19 protein-coding genes are annotated in these 19,524 nt (G+C 39.6%); 9 read left to right on the forward strand and 10 right to left on the reverse strand.

The features are described 5' to 3' along the window. Positions 1 to 786, forward strand: a complete 786-nt coding sequence (locus DPV85_RS02485) for a Cof-type HAD-IIB family hydrolase (RefSeq protein WP_165816456.1) — start codon at positions 1 to 3, stop codon at positions 784 to 786. Positions 787 to 823: 37 nt separating this feature from the next. Here the strand turns inward: DPV85_RS02485 and tpx are convergent, their stop codons facing one another. From tpx to serC, 3 genes are all read right to left on the reverse strand, one after another. Continuing rightward, positions 824 to 1,321 (reverse strand): thiol peroxidase, encoded by a 498-nt coding sequence (tpx, locus tag DPV85_RS02490; RefSeq protein WP_111326863.1) that lies wholly within the window; start codon positions 1,319 to 1,321, stop codon positions 824 to 826. Positions 1,322 to 1,329: 8 nt separating this feature from the next. Beyond that, the gene (hisC, locus tag DPV85_RS02495) at positions 1,330 to 2,439 is read right to left on the reverse strand and encodes a histidinol-phosphate transaminase (protein WP_111326865.1); all 1,110 of its coding nucleotides are present in this window, start codon (positions 2,437 to 2,439) and stop codon (positions 1,330 to 1,332) included. 64 nt (positions 2,440 to 2,503) lie between these two features. Continuing rightward, on the reverse strand, positions 2,504 to 3,586 hold the full coding sequence (gene serC / locus DPV85_RS02500) for a 3-phosphoserine/phosphohydroxythreonine transaminase (protein ID WP_111326867.1): 1,083 nt from the start codon (positions 3,584 to 3,586) through the stop codon (positions 2,504 to 2,506). Between the two features lie 178 nt (positions 3,587 to 3,764). Here serC and DPV85_RS02505 point away from each other — a divergent pair, with 178 nt between their 5' ends. Continuing rightward, complete coding sequence (locus DPV85_RS02505; RefSeq protein ID WP_049362174.1) at positions 3,765 to 4,115, forward strand: DUF496 family protein; 351 nt, start codon at positions 3,765 to 3,767, stop codon at positions 4,113 to 4,115. Positions 4,116 to 4,191: 76 nt separating this feature from the next. On the opposite strand, the gene DPV85_RS02510 is transcribed toward DPV85_RS02505, so the two are convergent. Further along, positions 4,192 to 4,689 (reverse strand): YbhB/YbcL family Raf kinase inhibitor-like protein, encoded by a 498-nt coding sequence (locus DPV85_RS02510; RefSeq protein WP_049370169.1) that lies wholly within the window; start codon positions 4,687 to 4,689, stop codon positions 4,192 to 4,194. A gap of 10 nt (positions 4,690 to 4,699) precedes the next feature. Further along, a complete protein-coding gene (rsmC, locus tag DPV85_RS02515) occupies positions 4,700 to 5,692 on the reverse strand; it encodes a 16S rRNA (guanine(1207)-N(2))-methyltransferase RsmC (RefSeq protein WP_070583218.1) in 993 nt (330 codons plus the stop codon). Between the two features lie 87 nt (positions 5,693 to 5,779). On the opposite strand from rsmC, the gene DPV85_RS02520 reads away from it, so the two are divergent. Genes DPV85_RS02520 through rimI form a run of 3 tightly spaced genes read left to right on the forward strand, consistent with a single transcriptional unit; the run spans position 5,780 to position 7,224 of the window. Further along, entirely contained in the window at positions 5,780 to 6,370 is a 591-nt protein-coding gene (locus DPV85_RS02520) for a hypothetical protein (protein ID WP_070583217.1), read from the forward strand. 3 nt (positions 6,371 to 6,373) lie between these two features. Further along, the gene (locus tag DPV85_RS02525; protein WP_070583216.1) at positions 6,374 to 6,778 is read left to right on the forward strand and encodes a DNA polymerase III subunit psi; all 405 of its coding nucleotides are present in this window, start codon (positions 6,374 to 6,376) and stop codon (positions 6,776 to 6,778) included. A gap of 5 nt (positions 6,779 to 6,783) precedes the next feature. After that, the gene (rimI, locus tag DPV85_RS02530) at positions 6,784 to 7,224 is read left to right on the forward strand and encodes a ribosomal protein S18-alanine N-acetyltransferase (protein WP_070583420.1); all 441 of its coding nucleotides are present in this window, start codon (positions 6,784 to 6,786) and stop codon (positions 7,222 to 7,224) included. A gap of 54 nt (positions 7,225 to 7,278) precedes the next feature. On the opposite strand, the gene fdhE is transcribed toward rimI, so the two are convergent. From fdhE to fdnG, 4 genes are read right to left on the reverse strand one after another with little or no spacing between them, the layout of a single operon-like run. Continuing rightward, positions 7,279 to 8,187: a formate dehydrogenase accessory protein FdhE gene (fdhE, locus tag DPV85_RS02535; RefSeq protein WP_049384057.1), complete on the reverse strand. Its 909-nt coding sequence runs from the start codon at positions 8,185 to 8,187 to the stop codon at positions 7,279 to 7,281. Positions 8,188 to 8,247: 60 nt separating this feature from the next. Beyond that, positions 8,248 to 8,964 carry a formate dehydrogenase subunit gamma gene (locus DPV85_RS02540; RefSeq protein WP_049365400.1) on the reverse strand — a complete coding sequence of 239 codons (717 nt, stop codon included), beginning with the start codon at positions 8,962 to 8,964 and terminating at the stop codon, positions 8,248 to 8,250. After that, the gene (gene fdxH, locus DPV85_RS02545) at positions 8,957 to 9,889 is read right to left on the reverse strand and encodes a formate dehydrogenase subunit beta (protein ID WP_049366835.1); all 933 of its coding nucleotides are present in this window, start codon (positions 9,887 to 9,889) and stop codon (positions 8,957 to 8,959) included. Before fdxH ends, DPV85_RS02540 begins: the two co-directional genes overlap by 8 nt. Before the next feature lies 1 nt (position 9,890). After that, on the reverse strand, positions 9,891 to 12,974 hold the full coding sequence (gene fdnG / locus DPV85_RS02550; protein WP_165816457.1) for a formate dehydrogenase-N subunit alpha: 3,084 nt from the start codon (positions 12,972 to 12,974) through the stop codon (positions 9,891 to 9,893). 275 nt (positions 12,975 to 13,249) lie between these two features. Here fdnG and fdhD point away from each other — a divergent pair, with 275 nt between their 5' ends. Further along, positions 13,250 to 14,059: a formate dehydrogenase accessory sulfurtransferase FdhD gene (gene fdhD / locus DPV85_RS02560; RefSeq protein ID WP_111326871.1), complete on the forward strand. Its 810-nt coding sequence runs from the start codon at positions 13,250 to 13,252 to the stop codon at positions 14,057 to 14,059. A gap of 69 nt (positions 14,060 to 14,128) precedes the next feature. On the opposite strand, the gene DPV85_RS02565 is transcribed toward fdhD, so the two are convergent. Next, entirely contained in the window at positions 14,129 to 15,175 is a 1,047-nt protein-coding gene (locus DPV85_RS02565; protein ID WP_111326873.1) for an ABC transporter substrate-binding protein, read from the reverse strand. Between the two features lie 148 nt (positions 15,176 to 15,323). On the opposite strand from DPV85_RS02565, the gene uvrD reads away from it, so the two are divergent. The 3 genes from uvrD (at position 15,324) to DPV85_RS02580 (ending at position 19,524) form a co-directional block, all read left to right on the forward strand. Continuing rightward, the gene (uvrD, locus tag DPV85_RS02570; protein ID WP_111326875.1) at positions 15,324 to 17,501 is read left to right on the forward strand and encodes a DNA helicase II; all 2,178 of its coding nucleotides are present in this window, start codon (positions 15,324 to 15,326) and stop codon (positions 17,499 to 17,501) included. A 109-nt stretch (positions 17,502 to 17,610) separates the two neighbouring features. Then, a complete protein-coding gene (locus DPV85_RS02575; RefSeq protein ID WP_165816458.1) occupies positions 17,611 to 18,615 on the forward strand; it encodes an ABC transporter permease subunit in 1,005 nt (334 codons plus the stop codon). A gap of 12 nt (positions 18,616 to 18,627) precedes the next feature. Continuing rightward, entirely contained in the window at positions 18,628 to 19,524 is an 897-nt protein-coding gene (locus tag DPV85_RS02580; RefSeq protein ID WP_049370181.1) for an ABC transporter permease subunit, read from the forward strand.

Below are 19,524 nucleotides of genomic sequence, written 5' to 3' on the forward strand. Positions count from 1 at the left end.
ATGTATAAAGCCGTATTCAGCGATTTTGATGGTACTTTATTAACTTCCGATCATCGAATTTCGCCTAAAACCTTAGATGCAATTCAACGCATTACAAAACAAGGTATTCCATTTACACCAATCTCTGCTCGTTCGCCGCTGGGTATTTGGCCTTATGCGAAACTCATTGAAAACTACAACATCATTGTGGCATTTAGTGGTGCCTTGATTTTAGATAAAAACGCCACGCCTATTTATTCGGTACAAATTGATCCCGCTGATATTCAAGCCATTAATCAAGTATTAGCAGACCATCCTGCACTAGGTGTCAATTATTATACCTATGATGATTGCGTCGCTCGCGATTTGGATAATAAATGGGTGATTTATGAACGTAGCGTGACAGGCATTCAGATTGATCCTTATGATGAAAGTGCGGTCTATTCTCCACATAAAATTCAAATCATTGGTGAAACGGATGAAGTGATTGGTATTGAGCAAATCTTGAAAGAGAAATTTCCGCATTTAAGCATTTGCCGTTCTCATGCGAATTTCCTTGAAGTAATGCATAAATCCGCGACAAAAGGTAATGCAGTACGTTTTCTCGAAGATTACTTCCATGTGAAGATGGAAGAATGTGTCGCTTTCGGCGATAACTTTAATGATTTAGATATGCTAGAAAGTGTGGGATTAGGCGTTGCAATGGGCAATGCTCCCGATGAGATTAAACAAGCCGCAAATCGCGTCACAGCTTCGCATAATGATGATGGAATAGCATTGATATTGAATGAGATTTTTCCTGAATAAATAAAAAGGCGCTTTCTATGAAAAAGCGCCTTATTCATTATAGTGCGGCTAGTGCAGCTTCATAATTTGGTTCATCTTTAATTTCAGACACCAATTCACTATGTAACACGTTATTGTTTTCATCTAAGACAATCACTGAACGAGCAGTCAAACCCGCGATTGGACCAGTTGTGATGTTGACCCCTAAGTTGTCATGGACTTCTTTATGACGGAAAGTAGAAAGCGTTTCTACGTTCTCAATACCTTCCGCACCGCAGAATCGTGCTTGTGCAAAAGGTAAATCAGCTGAAATGCAAAGTACCACAGCATTTTTTAAATTAGCTGCTTGTTGATTAAATTTGCGAACAGAAGTTGCACATACACCTGTATCAATACTTGGGAAAATATTTAAAACTTTGCGTTTTCCTGCATAAGTATCAAGCGTGACGTCAGCGAGTTCTTTATTGGTGAGCGTAAGTGCGGTCACTTTTTCCCCTTTTTTGGGAAAGTTGCCGCTTACTTCAATGGGATTACCCATCATTGTTACTTGAGTCATAAATGCTCCTATTTTTCATTTCCTAAATTAAGCACTTTTTTAAGTGCAGTAAAAAACTTGTCATTTTCTTGTGGTAAGCCAATACTGATACGTAAGTGATTTGGCATGCCATAGCCTGCAATTGGGCGGACAATGACGCCTTCACGTAATAATGCATCATAAATTGATGCTGCAGGCTGTTTAAAATCAATGGTAATAAAATTACCTTTAGACGGAATAAAGTCTAAGCCATATTGTTGACAGAAGGTTTCATAACGTTTCATTTCTTGGCGATTATTCTCCGCCACTTTTTCGATAAAGGCATCATCGTTCATCACTGCAATTGCACTGGTCAAAGCAAGGCTATTACAGTTAAATGGCTGACGAATACGATTTAATAAATCTGCAATTTCAGGATTAGAGACTGCGTAACCAATACGTAACCCCGCCAAACCATAAGCTTTTGATAGGGAGCGAGAAACGATAAGGTTAGGGTATTTATCTAGTAACGCAAAAGAATTAACCCGTTCGTTTGGATGGGTAAATTCAGTATAAGCTTCATCTAATACCACAATCACGTTTTCAGGAACTTTTGCTAAGAAAGCATCCAATTCTGCTTCCGTTAAGAAATTCCCCGTTGGGTTGTTTGGATTAGCAATAAAAATCAGCTTGGTTTTATCTGAAAGTGCGGTCAAAAATCCGTTTAAATCATGTCCCCAATTCTTAGCGGGAATTTCTTTTGCGACAGCATTAATAGCTTTCGTCACTAAAGGGTAAACAATAAAAGCATATTGTGAATAAATCACTTCATCATGCTCACCCGCAAAGGTATGAGCAAAGAGCTCTAATAAATCGTTGGAACCATTGCCAAGGGTGATTTGGTTTGGTTGCACACCAAATTTTTTCGCAATAGTTGTTTTAAGTTCAAAACCATTCGCATCAGGGTAGCGCGTTAAATGATCCAGTTGAGCTTGAATGATTTTTTTCGCACTTTCAGGAAAACCGAAAGGGTTTTCATTCGAGGCAAGTTTAACGATATTAGTAATGCCTAATTCTCGCTCGAGTTCTTCAATTGGTTTTCCGGCTTGGTAAGGTGAAAGAGATTTTACGCCTTGATTGGCGACGTTGATGTATTGCATATGCTTTCCTTATAAAAACGAGCGGGCCTTTCAGCCCGCACGTTGAGTTTAATGAATCAGATAATTAGCTATTTTCAGCTTCAAATTTTTTCATGAATTCAATGAGCGCTTGTACGCCTTCTAATGGCATCGCGTTATAGATAGAGGCGCGCATACCACCTAGCACTTTGTGACCTTTTAAAGCTTGAAGACCGGCAACTGTAGATTCTGCGACAAATTTAGCATCAAGCTCTGGATTACCGGTTACGAATGTCACATTCATGGTTGAACGGCTTTCTTTAGCCACGACGTTACGATAGAGTTTACTGCTATCAATGTAATCGTAAAGGGTTTGCGCTTTCACTGCATTACGTTTTGCAATTTCTTTTAAGCCACCGATTGCTTGAATGTGTTTGAAGACCAATGAACAGAGATACCAAGCAAAGGTTGGTGGGGTATTGATCATGGAGTCGGCATCACGCTGTGTTGCATAATTCCAAATTGATGGGGTTGCTTGGCGAGCATGACCAATTAAATCATCGCGAATAATCACGAGCGTAATTCCTGCTGGGCCAAGGTTTTTTTGCGCACCCGCGTAAATGACACCGAATTTGCTAATATCAATTTCGCGAGAAAGGATATTAGATGACATATCTGCCACGAGAACAGCATTGCCAACATTTGGTACATCAAAAATTTCAACACCACTGATGGTTTCATTTGGGCAATAGTGAACGTAATCGTATTGTTCAGCGATGTCGCTGAAATCAAGATTGGTGATGTGTGTGTGATCACCATTTTCCACAATGGTAATTTCATCAATTTCAGCAAAGTTACGCGCTTCTTTAGCCGCAGTTGCAGACCAGTGGCCGCTATTTAAGTAAAGCGCTTTGCCTTTCTCACCGATTAAGTTCATCGGTAATGCCGCAAATTGACCACGAGCCCCACCTTGTAGGAATAACACACGATAGTTATCTGGAATGTGATAGACCTCACGTAGATCTTTTTCTGCTTGAGCAATCAATTCCATAAAATATTTGCCACGGTGGCTGACTTCCATCACAGACACACCTTGACCAAGCCAGTTAGTTAGCTCAGATTGTGCTTTGTGTAGTACCTCAGGGAAAATCATGGCTGGACCAGCACTAAAATTAAAGACTTTTGACATTGTGTTTCCTTATTTTATTTTGAATAGATTCTTCATTTTTACCACTACCGAATAGGATAATCAACTAAATCAAACAGTTTTTTGATCTAATCTATCAATTTAAATTTAAGCTTTTGACGGGAACGAAAAAAAAGGCTACATTACCTGAAGTTTATTTTTAACTTTGAGAGAGTCGATCATGGGAAATGTAAATAAGTCCTTCCAAGAAGTATTAGAGTATGTGCGTTTATATCGTTTAAAAAATAAACTTAAGCGTGACATTGAAGACAATAACCGCAAAATTCGTGATAACCAAAAACGTGTCTTATTATTAGATAACTTAAATCAATATATCCGTGACGATATGAGCATTGAAGATGTTCGTGCAATTATTGAAAATATGCGTGACGACTATGAAGGCCGTGTAGATGATTACAACATTCGCAATGCGGAACTTTCTACTCAACGCCGTGAAACGAGCAATAAGATGAAAGAACAGAAAAAAGCACACGCGAAATTAGTGCAAGACGCGAATAAAATCACGTTATAAAATCCTAAAAGAAATGACCGCACTTTGTTGAAGTGCGGTCATTTTTTATGGTGTTTTTAGGATGAACTATAAATGATTAAACATCATAAGTGCCCATCACAACAGCTTGATCTAAAATATGCCCTTGCATTGCAAAATGTAGATCATTAAAACGAAATCCCGGTTTCAGGTTAAGTTTGGTATCAAGTGCATACACAATAAGCTCGTAACGATGTAAGCAGTTTGGTGGGGCCATACCACCATAGAATGAGGCTTCTTCGATATCAAATTGACCTAATTTACTTGCCCAAGTATTTGCACCTTGTACATAATCTGTTGCAGTTTGACTTTCATTTTCGTGGATAACGGTACGTTCAAGATCCGCAATGAGCCAATGAATCCACACAAAGCCACTCGCCGTAATTGCGTCTTTATCTTCTAAGACAACCGCAAAGGATTTGGTACCTTGAGGTGCATCATGAATTTCAAACGGGATAGAGTAGATCGGCATACCATTTGGGCTAAATTGTGTGCCGCGTTTACCATATTTGTCTTCAAAGGCACCATTTTGAATGGCTGAACTGGTTACAAACATTGTTTTCTCCTTAATTTCTCACGGAATACACTTTAAATTTGGTGGTTTGAGCAAGTACGTCAAACTTACCGAAATGTTGTGTTAATAAATCGGGATAGGGTAGAAATGCATTAGCAACGATACGCAGTTCTCCGCCTGCCGTTAAATGCCATTTTGCTCGTTGAATAAGTTCTTTCACTGCACGATAAGCCGTGTCGACTCCATCGTGGAAAGGCGGGTTTGAAATAATCAGATCAAATTTTCCCTCAATGTGGGAAAACACATCACTTGCGACAACCTGACCTTCAAGCTGATTTTCAGCAAGCGTTTGACGAGCAGATTGAATTGCCATTGCATGAATATCAGTCATTGTGACATCCGCTTTAGGGTGATGTTTTTTGATCATTGAACCAATGACACCCGCACCACAACCAATGTCTAACACTTTGCCTTGAATTGGTGACGTTAAGGTAGAAAGTAGAAGTGACGTTCCATTATCAAGTTCATTGGCACTGAATACACCCGGCAAGCAGAAAATACGGAGATCGCCTAATGCATCATTTTGGTAGCATTTCCAATAAGATTGAAGATCAAAGTGCGGTTGTTTTTGTAAGGCAAAATGATATAAGCCGCAACGACGTGCAGAGTCGATTTTGCCAATTTCACCATAAGGTTCAAGTAGTTTTTCAGCTGAACGGACGCCACAACGATTTTCACCAATAATTAATACTTCTTGACCAATTTTACTTTTGGCGAGTAGTTGCATCAGCTGAAAATTCACTTCTTGTTTATTCTTCGTCCAATAATAAATGATCAGATCGGTTTGCGGTTGAAATTCAACCTCAAAATTGACCGCACTTTGGGTTTTAGCATAATCAAAATACCAGCTCCAAATTTGTACGGATTGACAATGTTTTTTTAATATTTGGGGGAAATCATCATTAATGCCACCGGCAAGAAGAATTGATTTACCGTTAAAAAGGGGAAGATGGCGTTGTAAAACTTCGCTTTCGAGAGAAATCACGCTTTAAATCCTGTAGTTTATTGGTTAAAATTACGTGTTATTCTAACAAAAGATAACGATTTAGACGTATTTATTAAGGAATTATTTATGAAAAAAATCATCACCGCAGTGGCAATGGCAAGTTTATTGTCCGGCTGTCAATTAATCGAACAAATTCAAGGTAGCAAGCAAAAACCTTCAACCTTACCAACTAGCTCAACGGTTGAATTACCTGCGGCACAAGCTCAAAGCTTAGATGCACAGTTTGAGCGCATTAAAAAAGGTAACCAAGAAGTGACATTCAACGGTGAGAAATTCTATAAACAAACGAAAGCCTTCGATAAATCAGAAGATCCGCGTTTCTTAAGTGGTGCGGCGAATGTAGATCGTAGCAATCGTAAATTCATTATGAGCGAAACCTATTATCTAAAAGATGTTTCACATGTTCCGGCATTAACGACAAAATACCTTGATGCAAACAAAAAAGTATGTGAGTTAAAAACAATTGGTAACGCTTCAGATGTTTACTATGCTTGTGATGGTAAAGATTTCCAACGTTTTATCGCCGTGGTTTATCAAGCGAAAAATATTCTTTCTTTCCGTAGCTTAAAAGCGTATCAAGAAAAACCAACCGAAGCGCAAGAACAAGCGATTGTTAAAGGTTTAAGAGATTATCCGTTAGATACTATCGCTCGTTAATCTATGGATAGACGCAATCTGCTTTTAAATGAAATGGGGGTAACCCGTTGGCAGCTACATCGCCCAGAAGTATTACAAGGGGCGGTTGGTGTGAGTGTGTCTGAACAAGTGAAATTTATTGTGGTGGCGAAAGATAACGTATCGAACTCTCCACTTTTTTCAGATGTTCGACTGGCACTCGAGTTAAACAAAGAAGATTGCCTTTGCCTGAATTTCGATCAAATTCAACATATCACATTACAACATTCTGTGCGGTATTGGTTATTAGCTGAAAATGTAGATGAAATCGACCGCACTTTGCCTTATTGCTTAAATGCCGAGCGTGTTTATCGCTCTGTTGATTGGCCACAATTCCAGCAAGATAGCCAAGCTAAGCGTGAGCTTTGGCAACAAATTCAACAAATTTAATCATGATGCCTTCTCTTTTTCCTATTGAAGAATGCGATATGGGTCGCCTATATGAAATTGAACAAGCAGCACACCTTGTGCCTTGGTCATTGGGAACATTGAAAAATAATGTCGGCGAGCGTTATCTCAATTTGAAATTAGTGGAAAAAGAGCAAGTGTTTGGTTTTGCTATTTGCCAAACGGTATTAGATGAAGCCACATTATTCAATATTGCGATAGATCCGATTCAACAAGGAAAGGGCTACGGTTCGTTTTTATTGCAAGGTTTAATGAGTGAGCTTAAAGAGAAAGGTATTCAAACCCTTTGGCTGGAAGTACGAGAGTCGAATCCGGCTCGTTTCCTTTATGAAAGGCTAGGATTTAATGAGGTTGATATTCGTAAGAATTATTATCCAAAACCAGATGGTGGACGAGAAAATGCTGTCGTGATGGCATGTTATCTCTAGAATGCAAAAGTGCGGTCAATTTTGACCGCACTTTGTTTATCTAAAAAGTAAAAATTACACTTCTTCTGCAGGGAAGACAAATGGATTTAATCCACTGCGCGCGAAGCCTTTTTCTTCCATTTCAATATCTAAGAAAATCGATGCCAAATCATCAGCCACTGCCTCAACGTTAGGATCTTTTTCTTGGAACATGATTTTTAAGTAGCTTTGGCAATCACCACAGGTTTCAGCACGAACAAGAGCAAGCTCTTCATTTAATGACCACATTTCAAGATTTTTGTGTTCATTACAATTAGTACATTGAGCTCGGACTAAATTCCATTCGCTTTCACAAAGGCTACAGTGTAAATAACGTAAACCTTGTGATGTGCCGATATGAACAACACTTGCCACTGGTGCAGAACCACAAACAGGGCAGTAATGCAGATTATCTGTACCTTCTTGACGGCTATTATGAGGAATTTGTTGAGCCAATTGTAACCAATAAAGAGAAAGTGCAGCCCAGATAAAGACAGCTTTATCAGTGCTCACTAAATTAAATTCTTGGCTTAAAAGATGAGTAGCCATTTCTTCAAGCTCTTTATCAGAGGCTTTTTCAAGATTTTCAATAGTAGCAGTAACCTGCTCATTCGCTTTTGGTTTTATGCTATGTAAAATTTCTTTGAGATATTCAATCCAAATGTCTGATCGTTTAAATGTTTTAGCATTTAACGGTTCAATTTCATTTAAATTATCGAAATGCTGTTTTTCTAATGGATTTTTTTCAAATACGCTTAATTGGGTTTCCACAACATCTGCAGCAAAGAGTAAATAATCAGCCAGTGGATGATCTTTTGCTAATTCTCTTAAACGTTTTGCACGACGTTGATAAAGATTTTTAGGGTTAGCAAACAAAACAGGTGGAATATCGTATGAATTCTTTTTTTGTTTGATTTCGTCTGCAGATAAGATTTTGATACTCATAATAGTCTCTTAAGTATTGATAAGAAAAAGTGCGGTCAATTTTAACCGCACTTTTTGATTTTAGCCATTGATACCTTTGAACAATGCTTTGGTTTTTACTTTTTTACCTTCAGCTTCATTTTCGAGGTCTTCTTCTAGCTTAGGAAGTACTTCATCTCGATACCATTTCGGGTGGTGTTTTTTCGCCCAACGAACAGTTACCCAACCTTCCACAATACCGCGAATAGATCCTTTAATCCAGAATGCCATGTACATGTGTACCAAAATACCGGTGAACAACATGAATGCACTTAAAGAGTGAAGGAAAATCGCAAAACGTAATACCGGAATAGAGAAGTAGTGCGAGAAATACTGACGCCACATAATGATACCGGTTACAAGTAAAGTGACCATCGCCAAGTTCAATGTCCAGAATAACATTTTTTGACCAAGGTTATACTTGCCGTTATCTGCAACAGCGTGCTCATTCCCTTTTAATACTTCAACGATGCCTTTTAACCAACGAATATCGTTTTTCTCTGGAATGTTGTGATCCCAGTAAAGATAGCCGAGGAAAATAAAGGCAACGAACATAATGATACCGGTGAACGGGTGAATTGCTCGAGCCAGTTGCGGAGTACCTAAAATTTCAGTTAACCACGCAAAATCTGGGAAGAAGAATGCCACACCAGTAAACATCGTCATAAAGAAGCAGATTACGAGTAACCAGTGGCTAAAACGAGCAGGCGTTCTATGACGAATGATTCGAGTATCATTGCTAATCTCAATCTTACTCATCTTTGCCTCCTTTTTTATCTTCTTCAAATTCATGGTGATGATCTTCTACATCTTCTTCAACGTTTGGACCTACAGCTAAGTAGTGAGCGATTTCAGCAAGTGCTAGACCACCCATTGCAACAGCTGCTACCGGTTTCAATACATCTTTCCAAAGGGTGACGGTAAGGTCAACTTTTGGATCTTTTGGAAGACCAGAATAAAGTTCAGGTTTATCCGCATGGTGTAATACATACATTACGTGTGTACCACCTACGCCTTCAGGGTCGTAGATACCCGCGTTTTCGTAACCACGTGATTTTAAGTCAGCAACACGTTGTTCTGCGTAGAGTTTCATCTCTTCTTTAGAACCAAAACGAATTGCACCGGTTGGACAAGTTTTCACGCAAGCCGGTTCTTGACCCACAGAAACACGATCCACACAAAGGGTACATTTATATACGCGGTTGTCTTCTGGGTTCATACGTGGAATGTTGAACGGACAACCTGCGATACAGTAACCACAACCGATACATTTATCAGATTGGAAATCCACAATACCGTTTGCATATTGGATAATTGCGCCTGGTGCAGGACAAGCTTTTAAACAGCCTGGTTCTGAACAGTGCATACAACCATCTTTACGGATTAACCATTCTAAACGATCATTTTCTTCAACTTCGTTAAAGCGCATTACCGTCCATGCTTTTGCATTGAGATCTACTGGGTTATCGTAGATCCCCACACATTGAGCATTAACATCAGAACGAATGTCATTCCACTCTGAACAGCCCACCTGACAGGCTTTACAACCGATACAGGTGGATACGTCGATTAATTTTGCTACTTCAACTTTATGATCACGCGCTTGAGGTGCTGGTGTTAAACCAGACGTAGCGGAGACCTTGATAATGTCTTGCGATTGAACGCCTTGACCACTTCCTGCCATATTATGCCTCCGCTTTCTCAATGTTTACCAAGAATGTTTTATATTCTGGTGTTTGAGTGACTGCTTCACCCCAAGATGGTGTTAAGGTGTTGGTGGAGAAACCACGATTACCTTTACCATTTAAGGCTTTCATATTCCAGTGAATTGGAATACCCACATGATGTACGGTACGTCCGTCGACTTCTAAATCTTTCAAACGTTTTGTTACCACTGCAACGGCTTTAATGTAGCCACGGCGAGAAGTAATTTTTACCATATCACCTTTTTGGATACCTTTTTCTGCTGCTAATTTCTCACCAATTTCCACGAATTGTTGAGGTTGGGCGATGATATTTAACGCAGATTGAGCAGTCCAACTGTGGAAGTGCTCGGTCAAACGATAAGTGGTTGCCACATAAGGGAAATCTTTGTTTGAACCGATAAATTCACGGTCTTCTTTATAAATACGAACAGTCGGATCAGAGACGACACTTGGGTGTAGTGGGTTAGTGTCAATCGGACTTTCAATTGGTTCATAGTGTTCAGGCATAGGACCATTCACAATTTTATCTACAGCGAATAGACGGCCAACACCTTCTGCAGACATAATAAATGGACCTGCATCAGAGCCTGGTGGTTGTGTGCCATAGTCAGCGACATCTAACCAGTTCCAGTTTTTACCGTTCCATTTGATTAATTGACGGTGTTTATCCCAAGGATTACCGTTAATATCAAGTGAAGCACGACTGTAAAGGATACGACGGTTTGCCGGCCATGCGAAGCCCCAACCTAATGTACAACCTAAACCTGATGGGTCAGAGTTGTCACGGTTTGCGGTTTGGTTACCTTTTTCAGTCCATTGACCCACATAGATCCAGTTACCTGATGAGGTTGTACCATCATCACGTAAGTGAGCGAATCCGTTAAGTAATTGACCTTTTTTATACATGACATTGCCATCAGCATCGAGAAGATCAGCAAGCGCGTAACCATTCAATTCTTTCGCTAATTCTACAGAACTTGGTGAATGCGGTTGAGCATAGTTCCAAGTCATCGCTTCGAAAGATTCGATACCACGACCACCTTCTTTTTGATAAAGGTGATGCATTTCTTCACGAATCATAGAAAGAATTTCAACATCTGGTAACGCTTCACCTGGTTGGTCACAGCCTTTCCAGTGCCATTGAGCCCAACGACCAGAGTTAGCTATAGAACCATCTTCTTCTGCGAAACAGGTGGTTGGTAAACGGAATACTTCAGTTTGAATATCTGCTGGATTCACATTGTTTGATTCACCAAAGTTTTTCCAGAATTCAGAAGATTCAGTTTGAAGCGGATCCATCACGATTAAGAATTTCAATTTGCTCATACCTGCAACAGTTTTGTTTTTGTTCGGTAATGAGTTTAATACGTTGAAACCTTGTAAAATCCAACCGTTCAATTTGCCATCATTCATTAACTTAACATGAGTGATAGGGTCGTATAAGCGGTCTGCTTTTGGTAAGAAATCGAAACCCCAACCATTTTCTTTGGTTGCTTTATCACCATAGAACGTTTTCATCATACTCACGAAGAATTTCGAGGTATTACGATAGTAGTTCACTTGGTTTGGTACGATATCTTTTGGCGTAATCGCATTAATGTATTGTTCGTAAGACGTATCTTTGTCATTCGGTAAACGCATATAACCAGGTAAAGACATTGGCAATAAGCCCATATCTGTTGTACCTTGTACGTTTGAGTGTCCACGTAATGCATTAATACCGCCTCCTGGCATCCCCATATTACCTAAGAGTAATTGGATCATTGCCATTGAACGAATATTTTGTGTACCGATTGTATGCTCAGTAAAGCCTAACGCATATAAGTGCGTCATGGTTTTATTCGGTGCAGAGGTTTTACCAATTTCTTCACAGATTTGTAAGAAGAGTTTTTGCTTAACGCCTGTAATACGTTCAACTATTTCTGGGGTATAGCGAGAAACGTGATCTTTCAAGATATTAATCACACAACGTGGATCTTGTAAGGTCATATCACGTTTAGCATTACCATTTTCATCAAATTGGTAATTCCATTTAGATTTATCGTAAGTACGTTTTTCTTCATCAAAACCTACGAATAAACCATCTTCAAATTTGAAACCTTCATCAACTAAGAATGAAGCATTGGTATAGTGTTTAACGTATTCGTGTTGAATTTGGTTAGTTTCCAATAAGTAACGGATCACACCCATTAAGAATGCGATATCAGAACCGGAACGAATTGGTGCATGAAGGTCAGCTACAGAAGCTGTACGGTTAAAGCGAGGGTCAACCACGATGATTTTCGCACCGTTTTTCTTCGCTTCGATCGCCCAACGGAAGCCAACAGGGTGAGCTTCAGCAGGGTTACCACCTTGAACAATAATAAGATTGGCGTTTTTGATGTCAACCCAGTTGTTTGTCATGGCACCGCGACCAAATGATGGAGCAAGACTTGCTACCGTTGGTCCGTGTCAAGTATTCGCTTGGTTACACATCGGCACTATGCCCAACATTCTCACCCATTTTTGAGTAAGAAGTGCGGCTTCATTACTCATGGCAGAGGCGGTCATAATACCAGTAGAGGTCCAACGGTTAACGGTTTTGCCACTTGCGTCTTTTTCAACGAAGTTTGCATCACGGTCATCTTTGAGTAAACGAGAAACACGTTTGATCGCTTCTTCCCAAGAAAGACGAACCCATTTGTCCGAACCCGGTGCTCGATATTCAGGGTATAATGCACGGCTTTCACTATTAACATAGTCTAACGCGCCAGCACCTTTAGGACATAATGCCCCACGGCTTACCGGATGGTCTGGGTCACCTTCAAGGTGGAATAATTTAGAACGGGTATTGGTGCCTGTATGGCTGCTTAAAGCATCGTAAGGTTTGCCTGTGCTATATAACAACATACCACAGCTCACTGCACAATATGTACAGGTGTTACGGGATTCAAAAGCCCGTAATAATTTGTATTCACGTGGTGCCGCTAAGACAGATGATGGTGCAAAGCCCAACATTGCCGCAGACGTCCCCGCCATACCACCTGCACAGATCTTAAAGAACTTACGTCTAGAGACCTGCATAATCACTCCTTCATAACGGCGAACCGTTAAGATATTTCGATAGTATAAATTCGTATAGATAATTTATTTGATTTCGTTAAAATAACGTATCAACCATTAAATTGATTATAACAATGACCAATTTAAACGGAGCTGATTTTAACTATTTTTTAACCGAAAATCTATAATCAAAACTTGTTATAATCGCTTTAAAACTTGAGCTAGATCACAAAACAAACATTTTTTGTTAAAAAAAAGTAACATTTTTACAACAGTCATTTTATTGGGAAAAAATAATGCACTGGATAATCCAAAAAACAATTAATTTTTTAAAAAAAACATCTGAAAATCCGACCTTACTTTTAGTGGAAAAACAAGATAGTTTGGCTGCGGAAGTCCCTGTTTCACTTGTCTATAATGGTATTGCACATACCGTCATGATGTGCTCTCCCCAAGATTTAGAGGATTTTGCTTTAGGCTTTTCATTAGCGGAAAGTATTATTGAGAAAAAAGCGGATATTTATGGCATTGATGTGGTGGAAGTATGCAATGGCATTGAAGTGCAAATTGAATTATCTAGCCGTCAATTTGTGGCATTAAAAGATCATCGCCGAACATTAACAGGCAGAACAGGATGTGGCATTTGCGGCACAGAACAAATCTCACAAGTTTATAAAAAATTGCCAAAATTAGATCGCACTTTCCAATTTAATTTAAATTTATTAGATGGTTGCTTAGCACAATTACAAGCTAATCAAACACTCGGAAAAGAGACAGGGGCGACACATGCCGCCGCCTTTTTTGATTTATCGGGTAATTTACTGGCGATTCGAGAAGATGTTGGGCGACATGTGGCACTAGATAAATTAATCGGCTGGCATGCTAAACAGAATCAACCGCAAGGATTCGTACTTGTTTCAAGCCGAGCCAGTTATGAAATGGTCCAAAAATCGGTCGCTTGTGGCATCGAGTTACTTGTTGCAATTTCTGCAGCAACAGATCTTGCCGTCAATATGGCTGAACAACACAATCTTTCCCTTATCGGCTTTGCTCGCCCTGGAAAAGCTAATATCTATGCGGGTAAAGAGCGGTTGGTTTTAGCTTAGTTTTATCTATATAAAAACGAGTGCGGTCAAAAACATTCTTATTTTGACCGCACTTTTTGTTTATTCCTTTTATTCTTTTGGCGATTTACTCTCTAAGAGCACTTCAGAAACCCAACGTTGGGTGAGGCGTTTACCTTCTTGATCTGTACCAAATTTCATAAAATCAATATTCACCAGTTTTAATTTACCAGCCGGTAGGAAACCTGGTGCAGGTTCTGCATGGATATTGGTTGGAAGTTGGTAAGAGTCTGATTCTTTCCATGGAATTTCTTGTGCTTCTTTGCTTAGCACGAAATCCATAAATAGCTTGGCATTATCAAGGTTTCTAGCTCCTTTAATAATGCTTGCCCCGCCTAAAGAATAGCCTACGCCTTCGCATGGTAAAATGCCTTCAACTGGCGCACCATTTTTCTTCTCACGCGGATAAACCAACATAAAACCTAAATCAATCGCTACAGTACCGTTAGCCAAATAGTTGCTCGCAAGGCCTGTTTTGGTATGTTGCATGAGATTTGGCTCTAATTTTTTTAAATAATCAAAAGCTTTTTCTTCTCCCCATAATGTGGAAAAAGTGCTGATAAGGGAATAACCCGTACCAGAAACACGTGGATCGGGATATTGAATTTGCCCTTGATATTCTGGTTTTATTAGATCTGCATAACATTTTGGCGCTGGAATATTCAATTCTTTTAATTTTTTAGTATTGACCCCAATGCCAAGTTCCATTAAGTAAATCACAGAGGTGAAATTGCCACGTTGATCCATTAAAGATTTAAACTGCGGCATGATATCTTTTTGTAATGGGGAACGATAGGATTCAAGTAAGCCTAATTCAGCCGCTTGGAGATGAGGTTCAATCGTGCCACCAAACCAGAAATCAGCTTGTGGGTTTTCTTTTTCAGCTTTAATTTTGCCTAATACAACGCCTGTACTATTACGTACAAATTGTGCATCTACATTGTATTTTTTACTAAAGGCTTGCGTGACTTTTTCACATACGACATTTTGTACACTGCAATATACGGTGAGTTTGCCTTCAGCCTGTGCGTGAGAAGTGTACGTGAGGGCGGTTAGGGCTGAAAGTGCGGTTAATTTTAATGTAGTTTTTATTGACATTATGTCTCCTTTTTCTTCGTCAATATATAGTAATTATTTGATATTGCTAATATAAGCGGGCGGAGGAAATTTGTAAATATTGGGATTGTTTAAACGCATAATTCCCACTATAATTCCCTGTAAATTTAACCAGATTAAAATAAGAGCAATGGATATTTCAGAATTACTTGATGGCTTGAATGATAAACAACGTGAAGCAGTGGCAGCACCACTTGGCAATTACCTTGTGCTTGCGGGGGCTGGAAGTGGTAAAACTCGCGTCTTGACTCATCGTATTGCTTGGTTGATTGCCGTAGAAAATATTTCTGAAGGCAGCATTATGGCGGTAACCTTTACCAATAAAGCCGCTGCTGAAATGCGTCATCGTATTCAAGATACCTTATCCAAACATGCTCAATCGAATCTATTTGGTATGTGGATTGGGACATTCCATAGCATTGCCCATCGATTATTACGCGCTCACCATTTAGATGTGAACTTGCCACAAGATTTCCAAATTTTGGATTCTGAAGACCAACTTCGTTTAGTAAAACGCTTGATGAAATTGCACAATTATGACGATAAAGCATTTCCACCAAAACAAGCGTGTTGGTATATCAATAATAAAAAAGATGAAGGTTTAAGACCGCAAGATATTAATGATTTTGGTGATCGTCAGGAAAAAGAGTGGATTAAGATTTATCAAATTTATCAAGATACTTGTGATCGTGCGGGCTTAGTGGATTTTGCTGAATTATTAATTCGTGCGTATGAATTATTTGCTAAAAAGCCAGTGATTTTGCAACGTTATCAGCAGCGTTTTCAGCACATTTTGGTGGATGAGTTTCAAGATACCAATAAAATCCAATATGCTTGGATCAAAATTCTTGCGGGTAATACGGGCAAAGTGATGATTGTGGGCGATGATGACCAATCCATTTATGGTTGGCGTGGTGCACAGGTCGAAAACATTCAAAAATTCCTAAAAGATTTCAATGCTGAAACCATTCGTTTGGAACAAAATTATCGTTCTACCGGCAATATTTTGAAAAGTGCCAACCAACTTATTTCGAATAATAGTGATCGCCTCGGTAAGAATTTATGGACCGACGGTGAAATGGGTGAGCCAGTAGGTATTTATGCAGCATTTAATGAATTAGATGAGGCAAAATTTGTGGCGTATCAGATCCAAAATTGGGTAGATGACGGTGGGAAATTAGATGATTGTGCTGTTTTATATCGTAGTAATAGCCAATCTCGTGTCATTGAAGAAGCCTTGATTCGTTGTCAAATTCCTTATCGTATTTACGGTGGAATGCGATTCTTTGAACGCCAAGAAATTAAAGATGCGTTGGCGTATTTACGCTTAATCAATAATCGTCAAGATGATGCGGCATTTGAGCGAGTGATTAATACCCCTACACGTGGCATTGGTGATCGTACTTTAGATGTATTACGTAACTTAACGCGTGAACGTCAAATTACCTTATGGCAAGCAGTACAAGTGGCCACACAAGAAAATATGCTAACGGGACGTGCTTCAACCGCATTGCTTCGTTTCCAAGAGTTGATTAATTCTTTACAGGTTGATACAGCCGAAATGCCACTGTTTGCACAAACTGATTTCGTGATTAAACATTCTGGCTTATACGATATGTATAAACAGGAAAAAGGCGAGAAAGGTGAAGTCCGTATTGAAAACTTAGAAGAATTGGTGACGGCAACCCGAGAATTTATCAAACCTGATGAAGCAGAGGATATGACCGATCTTACCGCCTTTTTAACTCATGCTTCTTTAGAAGCGGGAGAAGAGCAGGCTTCACCGCATCAATCTTGTGTGGAAATGATGACCTTACACTCAGCAAAAGGCTTGGAATTTCCGCACGTATTTATGGTGGGGGTAGAAGAGGGCGTATTCCCAAGTTTCCGTTCATTTGAAGAGCCTGGTCGTTTGGAGGAAGAACGCCGTCTTGCTTATGTGGGCATTACTCGAGCGAAGCAAAAACTTACCATTTGTTATGCTGAAAGTCGTCGTGTTTACACGAAAGAAGAACGCCATTTACCTTCGCGTTTTATTGCAGAATTGCCATCAGAGTGCATTCAAGAAATCCGTTTACGCGGAACAGTCACCCGAGCATTAAACCAAGCGAAAGTAGGGAGTTTAAGCACGAGTTTGCCAGAAAATGAATGGAAAATGGGGCAAAAAGTGAAACATGAAAAGTTTGGTTTTGGCACTGTTATAAACGTTGAAGGCTCAGATAATAACACCCGTTTACAAATAGCTTTCCAAGCTCAAGGCATTAAGTGGTTGATTGCACATTTGGCAAAATTAGAAAAAGTGCGGTAGAATCGGGAGGATTTTATTGCAACGAGTATGAATATTGATGTTTATGCTCAAGGTGCCAAGTGCGAAAGCATTCGAAGAAATGACCGCACTTTTATCATGTGGGAAGTAGATGTTTAAATTTATTTTAAAACGTATTTTGATGGTGATTCCTACCTTTATCGCCATCACTTTTGTGACTTTTGCTCTCATTCATTTTATTCCAGGCGATCCTGTGGAAATTATGATGGGAGAGCGAGGTTTAACGCCAGAAGTTCATCAACAAATGATGAAACAACTTGGTCTCGATTTACCGTTGTATCAGCAATATTTCAATTATATTGGTAATGTAATACAAGGCGATTTTGGTGAATCATTCCGTACTCAACAACCTGTTCTGAGGGAGTTTTTCACACTTTTCCCTGCCACGTTTGAATTGGCTTTCTTTGCACTATTTTGGTCATTAATTGCCGGCATTACGCTAGGAACGATTGCTGCTGTCAAGAAAGATAGCTGGATTTCTCATACCGTGACAGCTATGTCATTAACGGGTTATTCCATGCCAATTTTCTGGTGGGGATTAATTTTGATCTTATATGTTTCACCTTGGTTAGATTTACCACAAGGGGGACGTTTAGAAGACAGTTTCTGGATCGATACACCAACCGGTTTTATGTTAATCGATACTTGGCTTTCAGGCGTGCCAGGCGCCTTTGTAAATGCCATTAAGTCATTGATTCTACCATCTATTGTGCTAGGTACCATTCCACTTGCGGTGATTACCCGAATGACACGTTCTTCGATGTTGGAAGTGTTAGGTGAAGATTATATTCGTACAGCGAAAGCCAAAGGCTTAAGTTATACCCGAATTGTGATTGTTCATGCGCTACGTAATGCACTGATCCCTGTTGTGACCGTGGTGGGATTGATTGTAGGACAGTTATTATCCGGTGCAGTTTTAACCGAAACAATTTTCTCATGGCCGGGTATTGGTAAATGGATTATTGATGCGATTTCTAATCGTGATTATCCCGTCTTACAAGGCGCTGTGTTGATTATCGCTACAATTATTATTGTGGTGAATTTGACGATCGATTTACTTTATGGCGTGGTAAACCCACGTATTCGCCATCAATAAGGAGCCTTATTAATGACGGAACAAACTTTATCTATTGAAACGATTGCGCCTCGCACACCGTTGCAGGAGTTTTGGTTTTATTTCAAACAAAATAAAGGGGCGGTGATTGGGCTCACTTTTATTCTTGTCGTAGCATTAATCAGTATTTTTGCCCCTTGGATTGCACCTTTTGATCCTATCGAACAAAATCGTTCAGCGCTATTGTTACCGCCTGCGTGGTATGAAGGCGGCAATTCAGCTTATTTACTGGGTACGGATGACATTGGTCGAGATATTCTTTCTCGCATTATTTATGGTACGCGCATTTCTGTTTTTGCAGGTTTCATTATTGTCATTTTATCTTGCATTTTAGGAACGAGTCTTGGCTTGCTCGCAGGCTATTATGGTGGAGCATTAGATACATTAATTGTTCGTTTCATTGATATCATGTTGGCTATCCCAAACTTGCTTTTAACCATTGTGGTGGTGTCAATTTTAGAGCCCTCTTTAACGAATGCGACGTTGGCGATTGCCGTGGTTTCGATTCCAAGTTATGTGCGCTTAACACGTGCAGCAGTATTAAACGAGAAAAACAGAGATTATGTCACCTCTTCACGAGTGGCGGGAGCAAGCGTATTACGTTTAATGTTTATTGTCATTTTACCGAATTGCCTTGCACCGCTTATCGTACAAATGACGATGGGGATTTCTAATGCGATTTTAGAATTAGCGACTTTAGGTTTCTTAGGTATCGGTGCAAAACCACCAACACCAGAATTGGGTACTATGTTATCTGAATCACGTAGCTTTATGCAGGCGGCAAACTGGTTGGTTACCATTCCAGGTTTAGTGATTTTATCGCTTGTTTTAGCATTTAACTTAATGGGCGACGGGTTGCGTGATGCACTCGATCCAAAATTAAAACAATAG

It is taken from the genome of Haemophilus parainfluenzae, assembly GCF_003252725.1.
GTDB lineage: Bacteria > Pseudomonadota > Gammaproteobacteria > Enterobacterales > Pasteurellaceae > Haemophilus_D > Haemophilus_D parainfluenzae_L.

Bases quoted from the DNA above. Each gene is read 5' to 3' on its own strand.
- hisC (WP_111326865.1), bottom strand. From the start codon at position 2,439: ATGCAATACATCAACGTCGCCAATCAAGGCGTAAAATCTCTTTCACCT.
- DPV85_RS02540 (WP_049365400.1), bottom strand. From the start codon at position 8,964: ATGAGTAAGATTGAGATTAGCAATGATACTCGAATCATTCGTCATAGA.
- fdxH (WP_049366835.1), bottom strand. From the start codon at position 9,889: ATGGCAGGAAGTGGTCAAGGCGTTCAATCGCAAGACATTATCAAGGTC.
- fdhD (WP_111326871.1), top strand. From the start codon at position 13,250: ATGCACTGGATAATCCAAAAAACAATTAATTTTTTAAAAAAAACATCT.
- DPV85_RS02485 (WP_165816456.1), top strand. From the start codon at position 1: ATGTATAAAGCCGTATTCAGCGATTTTGATGGTACTTTATTAACTTCC.
- uvrD (WP_111326875.1), top strand. From the start codon at position 15,324: ATGGATATTTCAGAATTACTTGATGGCTTGAATGATAAACAACGTGAA.
- DPV85_RS02510 (WP_049370169.1), bottom strand. From the start codon at position 4,689: ATGTTTGTAACCAGTTCAGCCATTCAAAATGGTGCCTTTGAAGACAAA.
- serC (WP_111326867.1), bottom strand. From the start codon at position 3,586: ATGTCAAAAGTCTTTAATTTTAGTGCTGGTCCAGCCATGATTTTCCCT.
- DPV85_RS02565 (WP_111326873.1), bottom strand. From the start codon at position 15,175: ATGTCAATAAAAACTACATTAAAATTAACCGCACTTTCAGCCCTAACC.
- DPV85_RS02575 (WP_165816458.1), top strand. From the start codon at position 17,611: ATGTTTAAATTTATTTTAAAACGTATTTTGATGGTGATTCCTACCTTT.
- rimI (WP_070583420.1), top strand. From the start codon at position 6,784: ATGCCTTCTCTTTTTCCTATTGAAGAATGCGATATGGGTCGCCTATAT.
- fdhE (WP_049384057.1), bottom strand. From the start codon at position 8,187: ATGAGTATCAAAATCTTATCTGCAGACGAAATCAAACAAAAAAAGAAT.
- tpx (WP_111326863.1), bottom strand. From the start codon at position 1,321: ATGACTCAAGTAACAATGATGGGTAATCCCATTGAAGTAAGCGGCAAC.
- DPV85_RS02580 (WP_049370181.1), top strand. From the start codon at position 18,628: ATGACGGAACAAACTTTATCTATTGAAACGATTGCGCCTCGCACACCG.
- DPV85_RS02505 (WP_049362174.1), top strand. From the start codon at position 3,765: ATGGGAAATGTAAATAAGTCCTTCCAAGAAGTATTAGAGTATGTGCGT.
- DPV85_RS02525 (WP_070583216.1), top strand. From the start codon at position 6,374: ATGGATAGACGCAATCTGCTTTTAAATGAAATGGGGGTAACCCGTTGG.
- DPV85_RS02520 (WP_070583217.1), top strand. From the start codon at position 5,780: ATGAAAAAAATCATCACCGCAGTGGCAATGGCAAGTTTATTGTCCGGC.